General features: G+C 51.4%; 12 protein-coding genes. 4 read left to right on the forward strand and 8 right to left on the reverse strand.

All coding sequences use genetic code 11. The features are described from left to right. Positions 1–5 precede the first annotated feature (5 nt). The 3 genes from SGBXF1_RS11890 to SGBXF1_RS11900 all read right to left on the reverse strand — a co-directional run bounded on the left by SGBXF1_RS11890 (position 6) and on the right by SGBXF1_RS11900 (position 4,515). Entirely contained in the window at positions 6–2,372 is a 2,367-nt protein-coding gene (locus SGBXF1_RS11890; protein WP_186428431.1) for a beta-glucosidase family protein, read from the reverse strand. 16 nt (positions 2,373–2,388) lie between these two features. Next, the gene (locus SGBXF1_RS11895) at positions 2,389–3,753 is read right to left on the reverse strand and encodes an MFS transporter (RefSeq protein ID WP_061806192.1); all 1,365 of its coding nucleotides are present in this window, start codon (positions 3,751–3,753) and stop codon (positions 2,389–2,391) included. Positions 3,754–3,882: 129 nt separating this feature from the next. Further along, the gene (locus SGBXF1_RS11900; RefSeq protein ID WP_037415078.1) at positions 3,883–4,515 is read right to left on the reverse strand and encodes a TetR/AcrR family transcriptional regulator; all 633 of its coding nucleotides are present in this window, start codon (positions 4,513–4,515) and stop codon (positions 3,883–3,885) included. 228 nt (positions 4,516–4,743) lie between these two features. On the opposite strand from SGBXF1_RS11900, the gene SGBXF1_RS11905 reads away from it, so the two are divergent. Continuing rightward, entirely contained in the window at positions 4,744–5,958 is a 1,215-nt protein-coding gene (locus SGBXF1_RS11905) for an MFS transporter (protein WP_238321034.1), read from the forward strand. Between the two features lie 45 nt (positions 5,959–6,003). On the opposite strand, the gene SGBXF1_RS11910 is transcribed toward SGBXF1_RS11905, so the two are convergent. From SGBXF1_RS11910 to SGBXF1_RS11925, 4 genes are all read right to left on the reverse strand, one after another. Then, positions 6,004–6,198: a ribbon-helix-helix protein, CopG family gene (locus SGBXF1_RS11910; RefSeq protein WP_037415083.1), complete on the reverse strand. Its 195-nt coding sequence runs from the start codon at positions 6,196–6,198 to the stop codon at positions 6,004–6,006. Between the two features lie 56 nt (positions 6,199–6,254). After that, positions 6,255–7,043, reverse strand: coding sequence for a spermidine synthase (locus SGBXF1_RS11915; protein ID WP_061806194.1), 789 nt, complete (start codon positions 7,041–7,043; stop codon positions 6,255–6,257). A 35-nt stretch (positions 7,044–7,078) separates the two neighbouring features. Next, positions 7,079–7,534 carry a 3-hydroxyacyl-ACP dehydratase FabZ gene (fabZ, locus tag SGBXF1_RS11920; protein ID WP_037415089.1) on the reverse strand — a complete coding sequence of 152 codons (456 nt, stop codon included), beginning with the start codon at positions 7,532–7,534 and terminating at the stop codon, positions 7,079–7,081. Between the two features lie 256 nt (positions 7,535–7,790). Next, entirely contained in the window at positions 7,791–8,285 is a 495-nt protein-coding gene (locus tag SGBXF1_RS11925; RefSeq protein ID WP_037415911.1) for a TIGR00645 family protein, read from the reverse strand. A gap of 311 nt (positions 8,286–8,596) precedes the next feature. Between SGBXF1_RS11925 and SGBXF1_RS11930 the strand changes: the two genes are divergently transcribed. Continuing rightward, positions 8,597–10,069, forward strand: a complete 1,473-nt coding sequence (locus tag SGBXF1_RS11930; protein ID WP_272947695.1) for a serralysin family metalloprotease — start codon at positions 8,597–8,599, stop codon at positions 10,067–10,069. Positions 10,070–10,246: 177 nt separating this feature from the next. Here the strand turns inward: SGBXF1_RS11930 and SGBXF1_RS11935 are convergent, their stop codons facing one another. Beyond that, positions 10,247–12,205 (reverse strand): sigma-54-dependent Fis family transcriptional regulator, encoded by a 1,959-nt coding sequence (locus SGBXF1_RS11935; RefSeq protein WP_186428433.1) that lies wholly within the window; start codon positions 12,203–12,205, stop codon positions 10,247–10,249. A gap of 194 nt (positions 12,206–12,399) precedes the next feature. On the opposite strand from SGBXF1_RS11935, the gene SGBXF1_RS11940 reads away from it, so the two are divergent. Further along, positions 12,400–13,416 carry a Gfo/Idh/MocA family oxidoreductase gene (locus tag SGBXF1_RS11940; protein ID WP_186428434.1) on the forward strand — a complete coding sequence of 339 codons (1,017 nt, stop codon included), beginning with the start codon at positions 12,400–12,402 and terminating at the stop codon, positions 13,414–13,416. Continuing rightward, a complete protein-coding gene (locus tag SGBXF1_RS11945) occupies positions 13,416–14,195 on the forward strand; it encodes a TIM barrel protein (RefSeq protein WP_186428501.1) in 780 nt (259 codons plus the stop codon). Before SGBXF1_RS11940 ends, SGBXF1_RS11945 begins: the two co-directional genes overlap by 1 nt. Positions 14,196–14,209: the final 14 nt, after the last annotated feature.

Consider the following 14,209-nt stretch of genomic DNA (forward strand, 5'->3'; position numbering starts at 1 on the left):
AGCAACTATGTCCTAACGCGCGTATCCACGTCAGGGTCTTGCAGCGCTGCGGCTAACTCTGACCGGGTTATATCAATGGCAAGGAATTCCGTTAGGGCAATAAACAATCCGCAAAACAGATCTGGTGCAATGGCTATCAATTTTTCTCTTACCTGTGATTCTGGCAAGGCATTTTTACTGACGAGCAGTTTAACCACACGATCAAAAGCAGGCGGGTTATTGATCAGTTGTTGCAACGAATTGTCTGCTTTTAGTGGCAGATAATAGGGTTTGACGCACAGACTGACTGTTGTGCTGATCGCAATATCTCGTGATGAACGTGCGACGTGAAGGTGATATTCACCGGCGTCCACAACCCAGGCAGCAAGAGCAGGGTGGAAACAGGCAAAATCTTGCCAGTTAAGCACCAACGTCACGGTTTTGGTTTCGCCCGCGTTAAGGTGAACTTTGGCAAAGGCTTTCAAGGCTAGTGCTTCGCGTGTCAGCTCCCCTTGAGGGGCGGACAGATATAGTTGCACGATTTCTTTACCCGCCATTTTGCCGCTGTTGGTCACGTCAACACTGACGCTTAACGCATTGCCTTCCAGAAGTTGTGAAACCGAGGTCGTCAGATTGGCATAACTGAACTGGGTGTAGCTCAACCCAAAGCCGAACGGGAATTGTGGCGTGAGTTTACGCCGGTCATAGTAACGATAACCTACGAATATGCCTTCGCTGTAGTGATGCCGCAGGTTTTCTCCAGGATAACTGAGCCAAGCGGGCGTCTCTTCCAGCGTGTTTGGAACTGTTATCGTCAACTTACCGCTGGGGTTGGCATGCCCGAACAGAATGTCGGCCACTGCGCGGCCCATACCTTGTCCAGCAAAGAAGGTTTCCAACAATGCCTTGCAGTCCGATAACCAAGGCATGACCACGGCATCGCTATTTGCAAGCACCACCACCACGTTAGGTTGTTGTCGGGCGACGGCACGAATCAGCGCGTCGTGGCTAGGCAAGATATTCAGATCTTTGCGATCGCCATTCTCCCCATCTTCGCCAATGGCGGTGCTGACGAAAACGATCGCGATATCGGCGTTTCTGGCCACGTCGACGGCGTGAGCTTGGGCGTCTTCATCGATACTGTTATCTTCAGGAGTTCCGATGGCATATTGGATCGTGAAATCGTCACCAGCCACGTCAAAAATTTCATCGAGGGGGCGGTCGAGCCTATAAGGCACCGTTGTCGCACAACCTGAGCCTTGGATCACCGGTTCTTGCGCCGGCTTACCTAACACCGCGATGGTAGTTTTTCTCCCGGCTTGCAGTGGCAGAATATTGTCTTCATTTTTCAGCAGGACAATCGACTCTGCGGCAAGCTGCTGCGCAAGTCGGTGATGCTGGTGGTAATCAGCTTTGACGCCCACTTTGCGGTGTTGCTGTACTTTGTCGACCAACGTCAGCATCCGCATGCAGGACTCATCGAGGACGTTTTGTGGAATTTCACCCTGATTGATCGCCTGCAATAACGTCTGCTTATCGTGTTGAGTTTCCGGCATCGCCAAATCGTTCCCAGCCAGCAGGGAGGCAGGACGGTCTTTGATGCCGTACCAATCTGACATGACCAACCCTTGGTATTGCCACTCATGGCGCAATACATGCGTCAGTAACCAGGGATCTTGCGACGTCTGCGCACCATTGAGCAGGTTATAAGACGACATCAGGGTCCAGGGATTGGACTTATCGATGGCACGCTTGAACCCAGACAGATAAATTTCACGTAGCGCACGCTCTTCAACCACTGAATCCATTTCGGTTCGCCGGTATTCCGAGTTGTTTGCAGCAAAATGCTTCAGGCTAGCGCCGACGCCACCGTCTTGTAAGCCATTGATTAACGCGGCGGCAATATCGCCACTGACGACGGGATCTTCCGAATAATATTCATAGCCGCGGCCAGCCAAAGGTGTTCGCCGAATATTGATACCCGGTCCGAGTAAAATACCCACGCCCATTTCCTGGCACTCTTTGGCTAAGGCTTCACCCATTTGGTATACCAAGTCAATGTCCCAACTGCATGCCAGCGTGGATCCATTAGGGAAACATGTCGCTGGCTTTGATTGGCTAAACAGCGCTTCAGAACCGCCTTTTTGTTCCTCTTGTTCAACGTCACCAGCACTTTGCCCAATCACGGCAAGAAAGTCAGTGATGTTCCAGTTTTCCCCTTGTTCAATCTGGCTGGTGCTATAGCGGACGCCATAGGTACCATCAGTCATGACAATGTCACCAATACCATGTTGCGGGAAGGCCGCTGTACGCCACAGGCCGCTGCCGGTGAGCAGCGCCACTTTTTCTTCAGCAGTCATGGCGGCTATGATGGTGTGGAAATCTTTTTTCATGTGAAATACCTGTAGGTTACTGTGCAACAAGCTTGCGTGATTCGATGTCTTTGATGATGTTGCGATAGGTGTTTTCATCCAGCGCATAGAAGAAAATAAACACCATACCCAGTGCAAACATCAGGCCGGGGAACAGGGTCATCATCAGATTGATGCCGTTTAACGCGTTGGTGCTGATATGGTCAGAAGAGTAATCAAAGTAATCGAGCATCAGCCCGGCGCATCCACCACCAATCGCCATGGCAATTTTGGTGATGAAATTAAAGAAACCATAAATCGCGCCTTCGGTACGTACCCCATGTTTCCATTCGGCGTACTCGACGGTATCGGCGATCATCGACCACATCGCCACGAAGCCCATTCCCAGCGTAATACTGAACAGACACACGCCTGTCATCACCAGGTAGCTGTTATCGCCCGCCATAAAGTACTGGAAAGACACGCCGGCAATCCCCACCAGCAACGCCAGTAACACCATTTTCTTTTTGCCCATCAGGCTAATGAGTTTTTCTGACAGGATCGTGCCGACCACATAGGCCGCAGACTGAATAGCAAAAAACTTGGCGGTAAAGGCTTCATCACCCAGTTGGTACTTGATGAAGTAAATCGCGATAGCCATCCACACCGTGTAAGCGATATAAAAAAATACCGTGAACATCGACAGATTAATGAGCGGTAAATTGCCTGAAACCGCGGTAATCATCTCTTTGAGTGTCGGTGGTTTTTGATCGGGCAGGCTAACGACTCGCTCTTTGGTCATGCCAAAACATGCCAGGAAAAAGAAGGTCGCTAATAAGCTGAAACAGCTGACGGCGAACACATACCCCATTTTCTGATCGGTAAACTGCGAGATCAGCAAGTCAGCGCTGGTAGAGACAATCAGATAACCGACTATAGCAAGCACAAAACGGTAGACCGACAAGGAAGCTCGCGACCCTTCATGTTGCGTTAACATATTGGTCATGGCGGAATAGGGTGTATTGACGGTGGTGTAGGCTAAACAGTAGACAGTGTAAGAGATCAGCGCGTAGTAGAACTTGAACTCGCTATCGAAGGTGCTGAAACACAGAACGGTCAGGATCCCCAGTGGCACTGCGCCATACAGCAGGTAGGGACGGAGCTTGCCGTGGCGGGTGTGTGTTTTATCAATAAAGTAGCCGATAAAGATATTAAACAACGCGTCAAGAATACGCGCGATAACAAAGATTAAACTCGCCTGGACCGCAGTAATGCCATAGATGTTGGTATAGAAGAACAGCAAGAAAAGAGAGACAAACCCAAACGAAAGGTTAGAGGCCAGGTCGCCAAACCCATAACCGATTTTTTCTCGAACGCTGACCTTCACATAGCTATCAGAGGTGATTTCAACTGCTGCTTTCATATTGCTCGCTCATTCAGATTGGCTTCGTCATGAGTATACCGAGGGGGCATTTGGCAGCTTGCCACCCTTTGTCGAAACAGTTCCTACTTTTTGCGCCAATCTGGCTTTGTGATGAAGTTGTGAATGCCGTCACAGGTGGGGGGGCGATATGACTTCTGCATGTGCATCCCACAGCTTCATCAATGCCGTGACGGCATCATCCAGCACTCGGTAGTGGATACCGTCACGCGCCAGCGTCGAGACGCCCAACAGGAAACTGTCAAACAGGGTAGCAATGACGGCAGGATCCGTCTGTTTCACCAGTTCGCCGGTCGCGATGCCTCTTTGAATACAGTGAATAAAACCGTTCAATGTACGTTGGCGAGAGTCTGTCAACGGTTTCAGCACGGCCGCATGTTCATCTGCCCCTCCGGACATTACGGCCAAAGCCACCATACAGCCTTTGGGATGATGCTCTTCGCATTGCATTTTAACCGAGCGTCGCAATGACGTTTCAATGGCTTGTTTTGGCGGCAGTGAATCATCCCACAATGCATCGTTGACCCGTCCATAGCTATTGAGATAGCAAGACACCGTCTCTTTGAACAGGGCTTCTTTAGACCCAAAAGCGGCATAGAAACTGGGTGCGGTAATGCCGCCGCCAATGTGCGCCTTAAGTTGTGCCAGAGAAGTGGATTCATAACCGTGCTGCCAAAACAGATGCAGCGCTTGTTGGACGGCCTGGTCCCGATCGAACCGGCGAGGGCGACCCATTTGTGCCATAACTGACTCCCTGTGCGCTAGTTATATACTGATCAGTATAAATGTGATTGACACCCTTATCATACCCGCTTAGCATTATTATACCACTCGATACATAAATCAATTTACGTGACGGACCTCTGTCTTGAACGTCAGTTCTACCGTCAGAATCCTGATAGCTCTGGCGACACACTGGCGCAGATAACTGTTGCCAATATATATACCGATCGATACATAATGAGGTTATTGATGAGCCAGATTCCAATGAGGTGTAGTGAAGAGAGGGAGATATCCGGGCAAGCACAGCGTTTGCCCATGGCGGCGCTACTGGCACTGGCCATGACGGGTTTTATTTGCATTGCTACCGAAACCTTACCCGCAGGCTTGCTGCCGCTGATCGCTTCCGGTTTACAGGTATCGCCTTCGTTGGCCGGGCAGATGATTACTGCCTATGCATTGGGTTCCGTGTTAGCCGCGATCCCGCTGACTCTTGCCACTCAACGTTGGCGTCGGCGTCGTGTTTTACTGCTGACTATTGCGGGTTTCTTTGTCTTCAACACGATCACTGCCTTGTCATCCCACTATGTAGTTACGCTGATCGCGCGTTTTTTTGCGGGTGCTGCTGCGGGGTTGGCGTGGAGCCTGCTCGCGGGTTATGCACGCAGGATGGTAGTGCCGCATCTGCAAGGAAAAGCCATGGCGGTAGCGATGGTCGGCACCCCCATTGCCTTATCACTGGGGGTGCCCTTGGGAACATGGTTGGGGGCGGTTGTGGGTTGGCGCACAGCCTTTGGTGTGATGTCAGTTATGACGCTAGTGCTCATGGTTTGGGTGCAGGTAAAAGTGCCTGATTACCCTGGCCAAGTTGGGCCACAGCGGATGCCGCTGTATAAGGTATTGATCACACCTGGCGTCAGGCCAGTACTGGGTGTCGTTATGCTGTGGATGTTTGCGCATAATATTCTCTACACCTATGTTGCCCCGTTGGTGACACCCGCAGGCCTGGTGAATCAGGTTGATGTGGTACTGCTTATTTTTGGCCTGTCGGCGTTGGTCGGGATCTGGCTCACCGGACGGGTGGTCGACGGCCATTTGAGGAAAACGGTGCTGGCTAGCTTGGCATTATTCGCGGTGACGACGCTGTTGTTGGGGATTGGCATTCACTCTGCGGTCGTGGTGTATGGTGGAATGCTGCTGTGGGGCTTGAGTTTCGGTGGTGCCGCAACATTATTGCAGACCGCGTTGGCAGATACCGCCGGTGACGGTGCGGACGCTGCGCTGGCAATGAACGTCGTTATTTGGAACAGCGCTATTGCCGTCGGCGGTTTCTTTGGCGGTATCTTGCTTGATCGCTTCGGGGCCGAGTCATTCCCTTGGGCATCGTTGATCTTAATATTGGGCGGTTTGGTGCTGGTGCTGGCGGCCAAACGCCATGGTTTCTCTGCTGAGGCACGCCAAAGCTAATTGCGGCAGGCATTTCAGATGGCGCTAACCGGGCGCCATCTGATCTCAGACGTTATCCACTCGTGGGTTAGAGTGGGTCGGTTGGCTAGGATACTCAACCTGGTGCTTATGCAGATAGTCGCGTATGAGCTGACGGATCACCTGAGAAGGGGTGACGTCTTGTTGCAGACACAACTCTTCCAACGCTTTTTTCTTATCCGGATCAATGAGTACGGTCAAACGCGCCGTTTTCTTTTCCATGAGGGTGACTCCAGAGAATGATAATCAAAGGGTAATAACAAGCGCGCCGAGTTGCCTCAGCTAAAATGCAACCGCTCAATCTTGCGTGACAGATAACCAAGATCGCAATTGAAGCTCGGTCCAATCTCGGCAGAAAGGCGGCGCAGTAAGCTTAGCGGTGTTTCGACATCGGCAGGTGATGCATAGATAATCACATTACCGCTTGGCGCTACACAGTACAAAACAGTGTTAAATACGCGGTGTAAACTATGGTATAGCAATGAGTCCTCATCGGGGACTTCATGGTAATTCAGCACCAGCCAACCCTGTGGTGAAAGCCGCGCGGCACATTGTTCGAGAAAGTGCTGGGTACCCTGTTGAGGATCCATCGTAAAGGCGCTGTAGAGGTCAGAAAAAATCAAATCATAATACCGCGTTGCGGCAGCCTGCAAAAAATCGGCGGCATCCGCGACGTGCAAAATCACCGTTTGGTCCGCAGGTAGCGTGAAATACTGACGAGCAACAGACACGACTGCCTGACGCAGCTCTACCACTTCCAGCAGCATATTGGCGTCATAGGCGTGCAGTGCACGTACCAAACCGCCACCTCCCAGCCCCAGAATTAGCGCAGCAGAAGGCGGTTGCCAGGCCACAGCCATCAGCATGGTTTTAATGTAATTGTGAACCGGCACCTGTGGTGCGCTGATACACATTTTGCTCTGTTCGCAGATGCCGTCAAAACGCAGGGTCCGGTAGCCTTTATGGTCGGACACAATAATTTCACCACAGTGGTCTTGTTCCCGGGCGATCACCTGACCGCGAGGAGTGAAATCCAGGGTATTAAGCAATTTATCAACCAAAGACATAACGTTTCGTTGAGCCTCCATCAGAAAAAACAACCTTACTTACGGGCACACATAAATTCGGCAGTACAGATACGACGGCCATTGACCGTGGCGCGGCCAGTAAAGCGTGCAAGGCCCGAACGTTGTCGAACAAAAGCGACGTCCATACGAAGTTGGTCACCGGGGCGGGCAGAACGGTAGAAGCGGGCATGATGAATGGCCGCAAAGTAATAATGTTCACCGGGGAGCAGCGGCTTTAGAAAGTAGTGTGCCAGCAGCCCTGTACTCTGCGCCAAAGCCTCCACCATTAATATGCCGGGGAAGACGGTTGTTTGGTGATGACCAGTCCAAAATGTGGGTTCATTGGCGGTAATGTTTTTGATGGCGCTTAGACGACCCTCCGAAATAGAGGTGCCGTCAGCCAGAATACGATCGACCAGCAGACAGGGAAATCGGTGTGGCAGGATGGATTGAACGTCCTGGTACTGTAGTGGATTACCATTCAGCGGCATGATTGATCTAGGTCCTGTCAGCGGAAGAGTTCAGCTTGCGCCAGACTCTGCGCTTGTCGAAGTGTAATAACATTATAATGTTATTATCATTAGATGGCACTAAGTGAAATTCGAAAAGTGATAGCGATGCACCTTTAGGTGACGGCGTCACTTTAAGTAGGCGATAAAGTACATATTCAATGAATTGATTTTTAATGTTTTATTTTAACAGAAGGCAGAGAGGTAGCCGCCATTGGGACATGGCGGCTGAAGAGGCTCAGTGCTTGTAGCGTGTCAGTTTATCGAGGTAACCCATGACGAATGCGGAGAGCACAAAGGTGAGGTGGATGATCACATACCACATCAGCTTATTGTCCGGCACATTCTTGGCATCCATAAACACGCGCAACAAGTGAATAGAGGAAATGGCGACAATTGACGCGGCAACCTTGTTCTTCAGAGAGGTTGCGTCCATCTTGCCCAACCAGCTCAGTTTTTCTTTGTCGTCGCTGATATCGAGTTGCGAAACAAAATTCTCGTACCCCGAGAACATCACCATTACCAGCAGGCCGCCAACCAATGCCATGTCGATCAATGAAAGCAGAGTCAGAACCAGGTCTGCTTCGGCGATGGAGAAAATGTTCGGCAGAACATGAAGGATCTCCTGGAAGAATTTTATCGACAGTGCCAACAAGGCCAAAGACAGGCCAAAGTAAACTGGAGCAAGCAGCCAGCGAGAGGCGTACATGGCATTTTCTAGAAAGCGTTCCATAGTCATCTGAGTTCGTTACAAAAAGCGGGGCGTAGTATAACGCAAGAGGCCTGGAAAAATGCAAGTTGCCGTGGCTCGATTGAGGGGGCCATCCCTGGAGATGAACACGTCCCGGCGCCATTGAGTTATTCACCCTAATAATAAGATATTAAAAAGATGATTACTCCATCATAAATTATTTCATCAAAATATATTGAGGTATCTGAAAATCATACTAGCATTTAAATGCTGCGATATGATGTTGCGGTAATTCTATATATCGAAATTTTATTTCTATATAACGGAAATGAATTAACCTACTGGAGATGGATATGGACAGTTCCCTAAATGGAAAGACCAGCGGTTGGGATGATGTTAATGATTTGCTGAATTATCATAATAGAGGTAATGATTTAATCATCAATAATAAGCCTTCTTTCGGTGTGGAAGAGGCTGGCAAGCAAATAGCGCGTAGTGAACAAACCTGGAATGGTATTCATGTTACTGGCAAAGGCGCTACCGTCACTTACTCATTCCCAGACTGGGATTATAATCAGAGTAATTTAAATTTCCGATTTGGCGTCAACAATCAAGATACCGGACTTAGTGCCTTTACTGCGGAGCAAAAAGCTCAGGCCAAACTTTCTCTGCAATCTTGGGCTGATGTCGCTAACCTTAAGTTTGTTGAGGTTGCCCCGGATCAAAAGTCCAATATTACCTTCGGTAATTATGAGGGTTCTGGCCAGGCTTATGCAATTAAGCCCTTTAGCGGTGCGGGTAACGACTATCGTGGGCATAATACCGATGGTCAAAGCTGGTTCAATATCAATTACGACTACGCTGATCCCCGAGATGGGGTTTACGCCAATCTGCATCCTGAATTGGGTAACTACGGTCGTTTGAGTATCACCCATGAACTGGGGCATACGTTAGGGCTGGATCATCCTGGTAAATATAATGCCGATGAAAATAACCCACCCAACTATAGCATGGCGAATTACGCCGAAGACACGCGTCAATTCAGTGTAATGAGTTATTGGAATGAGTCACTCACCGGTGGCGATAACGGCGGTCATTATGCCGCAGCACCGTTGGTTGATGATATTGCCGCTATTCAGTACCTCTATGGAGCCAATACGACTACGCGCACCGGGGATACGGTGTACGGGTTCAATTCTAATACCGGAAGGGATTTCTACACGCTGACGGACAGCAACCAGAAACTGGTGTTCTCTGTCTGGGATGCAGGCGGTAATGATACGCTCGATTTTTCCGGCTATTCACAGAACCAACGCATCAACCTGACAGAAGGTTCCTTCTCTGACGTTGGCGGTTTGAAGGGCAACGTGTCCATTGCTCTGGGCGCTATCATTGAAAATGCCATTGGTGGTTCCGGCAATGATGTTATTGTCGGTAATAACGCTGCCAATATTATCCACGGTGGTGCCGGTAATGACGTTATTTACGGTGGCGGTGGGCAGGATCAGTTATACGGTGGTAGCGGTAACGATATTTTTGTTTTCTCAGCGGTAAGTGATTCACCTTTCAAATCGCCTGATAAGATCATGGACTTTGAAACCGGTATCGACAAGATTGATCTTTCCTTCTTTAATCACGGCGATAAAGGTGCGGGCTTTATTCATTTTGTTGACGATTTCAGCGGCCAGGCAGGGGAAGCACTGCTGACTTATAATTCACAAAGTAATTTAAGTGAACTGGCGTTGAATATAAATGGTCAGGCCGCACCAGACTTCTTGGTTCAAATTGTAGGGCAGGCGAATACGGCGACAGACTTTATTGTTTAACTCTTACACGGTGGGTTATGCCCACCGTTTCCCTGTGGATTTCTAATCCCCGCACCCCGTAACATTCCTCTCCTACCCAGGTTCGTGCCGCCTTGTAAGAATGGCGTAAGCCACTGGGAATTACTCATTCTATTATTTCAATAATTCTGTGGCGATATTAGACGATCAAAATACGGTTCATGTACGTAACAGGCTTAAATCGATCCGCCACTTATTAATTTTGTTATACAGCGTGGTCCTCGATAGCCCGAGTAAACGGGCCGCCTGCCGCAGGTTACCACCGCTGGACTCAATCACCTGAATGATATGAGCACGTTCATTATCTTCGAGCCGGCTTGAAGGTGAGGCGTCCGGTTCTGGCGATATCCGCGTGATGTCTTCGGGCAGGTCGGCAACATCTATCAGTAATCCTTCACACAGGTTCACCATGCGTTCCACCAGATTTTCCAGCTCACGCACGTTGCCGGGCCAGTGCCAGGCATTCAGGTAAGCCATAGCGTGCGGTGAAACCTGTGGTGGAATCTTTTTCATCCGCGTGCTGAGCTTGTGAATAAAGCCATTGATCAACCCGGCAATGTCTTCCCGCCGTTCACGGAGTGGAGGAACCGGGATGGAGAGTACGTTCAACCGGTAATAAAGATCGCGACGAAACGCGCCTTTCTCGACCGCTTGCACCAGATCACAATGGGTGGCCGCAATAATGCGCACATTCACTTTTACCGGATGCGCCGCACCTATGCGCAACACTTCACTCTCTTGCAGTACGCGTAATAGACTGGTTTGCGCATCTAATGGCATTTCGCCGATTTCATCGAGCAACAAAGTTCCGCCGTCTGCCAGCTCGAACTTGCCCGCAGAACCCCCGCGTCGCGAGCCGGTAAATGCCCCATCGACATAGCCAAACAGTTCACTCTGTACCAGGTCGCGGGGTAAGGCACCGCAGTTGACCGCAACAAAGGGTTCATTACTGCGCGAACCACCGTTGTGGATCGCTTGGGCAAACAGCTCCTTGCCGGTGCCGCTTTCGCCGGTGAGCAGCACCGTGCTGTCACTGCGGCTACAGGTCCGCGCCTGCATGATTGCTTCGCGCATGCGGCTGGCATGACCGTAAATCATCTCGAAGGTATAACTGGCACTGACGCCCATTACGCGGCGGGTAATGGCACGGATACGTTGATTTTCACGCACTGAAAGCACGCGCCCGTCATCCGGCGCGGGCATCAATGAAATGACACAGGAAAGAGCGGGTTTACCGGCTGGCATAAACACCATTTCACGATCGTTACAAAATGGCATGGTCAGCAGCGATCCCGATTGTGGGCACAACAGTGCGTCGATGGGAATATTGCCCGGTTCCAGGCCATCGAAAATCTGGCGGGCATACCGGTTGACGGTTTTCAGTCTGCCATGGCGATCACAGACCATGACACCCTCATTCAGCGTTTCCAGAATGGATTGTTGTTCTGCCAACAGTCTGTGCAGTTTTAGCTGCTGGCCAACGGCTTCTGCCGCGGCCTGCACAGTCCCCAGAGTATGGGCATTGAAATTGTCCGGTGTGGCGGTGAGTGTTAACACACCAATCATGACTCCCTCGGCGTTACGCACAGGTGCTGCGGCACACTGCCTATGGCGTTGGCGCAGGCCAATCTTCCAATTCTCACCGCTGAGTACATACACCAAACGCTGTTCCAGCAGGCAGCGTGCGGTGCAGTTGGTGCCCTGAACCTCTTCACGCAGGATACTGCCGACCGGTGTCATGTCTGCACCGCAGTAGTGGAGGGTGACACCATTAGCATCGGTCAGATTGATGTGACCATCGGGGTTATAAGCCAACAGGTTCTCCATGATGCTGCGCGCCACGGTAATAAGCTCGGCATTGTGCGACAGAATGGCCTGCAGTTGGTCTGCCGGTGGCGCGTGATAGACAAACTCATCGGGATCGATGCCGTATTCACGCGAGCGCCGCCAGGATTGTAGTATGGACTTGCGTATCCAGCCTGGTTGCCCGCCATCGTTAAATGCCTGCCATCCTTGCCAAAACAGGCTGTCCCATTCGCTGGCTTCCGGTCCTTCCGGCAGACTGAAAATCGGATCGCTTTCATCTTTGATTGGCCTCAGGCCTGCGGCGGTATGCATTGGCATCTCCGAATCGGAATGTAATGTTCATTTTATTGACATGTGAAATTGACATGTCAATTTAGTTGTCACTTTGTTATGGCTATCTGTGCAACGCCTCACAAATTCCCCGCGTTTTAAGCTGGCATCCCCTTTGCAATACCCACAGTGCACTCCGTTGCCCAATAGGGCGCTACTTCACATAAGGAATCACTATGAGTCATTCATCCCAACCCCTGCGTGTTGGTCTGATCGGTGCCGGCAGAATGGGCACCTTCCATGCAGAATCGTTGGCACGACGCGTGCCGGGCGCAGTATTGGCAGCGGTGGCCGATCCTTTGCCGGGTACAGCGCAGCGGCTGGCAGAACGCTTGGGCGTGAAAGCCTACAGTGATTTGCAGGCAATGCTGGATGATCCTGCAATTGATGCCGTAGTCATCGCTTCACCGGCACGCACACATGCGGAGTGGGTGATCGCTGCGGCTCAGGTGGGCAAGCATGTATTTTGTGAAAAGCCGATGGCCATCACGCTAGATGAGGCGGACCGAGCTATTGCCGCAGTAAAAAGGGCGGGAGTGGTTCTCCAGGTGGGGTTTAACCGCCGTTTTGTCAGTGGGTTTGCTGCCGCCATCGCCACCGTGAAGTCGGGGGAAAATGGTACCACGCAGCTGTCTCGTTCGGTGACGCGCGACCCCTTGCTGCGCGATCCGGCGCCGATCCCGGCGTGGACCATCTTTCTGGAAACCTTAATCCATGACTTTGACACACTGTTGCATTTCAATCCGGGCGCCAGGCCGGTAGACGTCTATGCCTTGGCGGATGCGTTGGTGCGCCCGGACTTCAAGGACAAGGGATTGCTGGATACGGCCGTGGTCACGATTCGCTTTGATAACGGAGCTATCGCCACTGCCGAAGCCAATTTCCAGGCGGTCTACGGTTACGACGTGCGTGGTGAAGTGTTCGGCAGCAAAGGGATGTTACAGGCGGGCAATATCAACCTGAATAACTGTGTGCGCTATCACGCTGGCGGTATCGCCATTGAGACATCGAGGCAGGATACCGACTTGCTGCACGACGCCTACGTGGCAGAACTGACCGAATTCGCGCACTGTATTCAACAGGGTCAAAGCCCACGCGCGACCGGTCAGGATGCACGTAATGCGTTGGAGATCGCACTTGCCTGTATTGAGTCGGTACAACAGGGCAAACCCGTCACACTGAGGGGGCAATGATGGCGCGTTATCAATTGTCCGTTTGTGCCGAGATGGTGTTTCTCGATCTGCCCTTTGTTGAACGTGTGGCACGTATTGATGCACTTGGCTTCGGCGTTGAAATCTGGAATTGGGCCAACAAAGACATCGATGCGTTGGTCGCTACCGGCGCGCGCTTCACGTCAATGACCGGCTATCTCACCGGCAACCTGACCGATGACGAAGAAATTGCCCAACTGCTACAAACCGCGGAACAGTCGCTGGCGATAGCACAGCGCCTGAACTGCCAAAACCTGAACCTGCACGGAACCGGTTTAGATCCGCAGGGGTTACCGGTAAAACCGGTGGAGACAGTGACTGGCGCAATGTGGTTGAAAGCAGCCGATACCCTGAGCGGCTTAGCGCAGATGGCGGAGCGCGCCGGGAAAGTATTTACGCTGGAAAACCTCAACTTACCACGGGATCACCCTGGTACGCCTTTCGCCAAAGCCTTCGACACCCTGACTCTGGTGGAGGCAGTTAACCGCCCGGGGCTGAAAATGAACCTCGATCTTTACCATGCGCAAATTGGCGAGGGTAACCTCATTGAACTGATTCGCCGCTGTGGCCCAGCCATCGGCGAGATCCAGGTGGCTGACGTACCGGGGAGGCAGCAGCCCGGCACCGGTGAGATCAACTACCGTGCAATAGCGCGCACGCTGGAGGAGATGGGTTACCAGGGCGTGGTGGCGATGGAAGGATGGGCCTCCGGCGACAGCACTGAAGCATTGCAACAGTTCCGTGACCATTTCACTCGTTGATCCAAATAAAACCG

The sequence above is a fragment of the Serratia grimesii genome (assembly GCF_900186025.1).
GTDB lineage: Bacteria > Pseudomonadota > Gammaproteobacteria > Enterobacterales > Enterobacteriaceae > Serratia > Serratia grimesii.

What these genes read in the sequence shown, in the direction of transcription:
- SGBXF1_RS11905 (WP_238321034.1), top strand. Translation starts at nt 4,744, where the DNA reads ATGAGCCAGATTCCAATGAGGTGTAGTGAAGAGAGGGAGATATCCGGG.
- SGBXF1_RS11930 (WP_272947695.1), top strand. Translation starts at nt 8,597, where the DNA reads ATGGACAGTTCCCTAAATGGAAAGACCAGCGGTTGGGATGATGTTAAT.
- SGBXF1_RS11900 (WP_037415078.1), bottom strand. Translation starts at nt 4,515, where the DNA reads ATGGCACAAATGGGTCGCCCTCGCCGGTTCGATCGGGACCAGGCCGTC.
- SGBXF1_RS11935 (WP_186428433.1), bottom strand. Translation starts at nt 12,205, where the DNA reads ATGCATACCGCCGCAGGCCTGAGGCCAATCAAAGATGAAAGCGATCCG.
- SGBXF1_RS11925 (WP_037415911.1), bottom strand. Translation starts at nt 8,285, where the DNA reads ATGGAACGCTTTCTAGAAAATGCCATGTACGCCTCTCGCTGGCTGCTT.
- SGBXF1_RS11945 (WP_186428501.1), top strand. Translation starts at nt 13,416, where the DNA reads ATGGCGCGTTATCAATTGTCCGTTTGTGCCGAGATGGTGTTTCTCGAT.
- SGBXF1_RS11915 (WP_061806194.1), bottom strand. Translation starts at nt 7,043, where the DNA reads ATGTCTTTGGTTGATAAATTGCTTAATACCCTGGATTTCACTCCTCGC.
- SGBXF1_RS11910 (WP_037415083.1), bottom strand. Translation starts at nt 6,198, where the DNA reads ATGGAAAAGAAAACGGCGCGTTTGACCGTACTCATTGATCCGGATAAG.
- SGBXF1_RS11940 (WP_186428434.1), top strand. Translation starts at nt 12,400, where the DNA reads ATGAGTCATTCATCCCAACCCCTGCGTGTTGGTCTGATCGGTGCCGGC.
- SGBXF1_RS11895 (WP_061806192.1), bottom strand. Translation starts at nt 3,753, where the DNA reads ATGAAAGCAGCAGTTGAAATCACCTCTGATAGCTATGTGAAGGTCAGC.
- SGBXF1_RS11890 (WP_186428431.1), bottom strand. Translation starts at nt 2,372, where the DNA reads ATGAAAAAAGATTTCCACACCATCATAGCCGCCATGACTGCTGAAGAA.
- fabZ (WP_037415089.1), bottom strand. Translation starts at nt 7,534, where the DNA reads ATGCCGCTGAATGGTAATCCACTACAGTACCAGGACGTTCAATCCATC.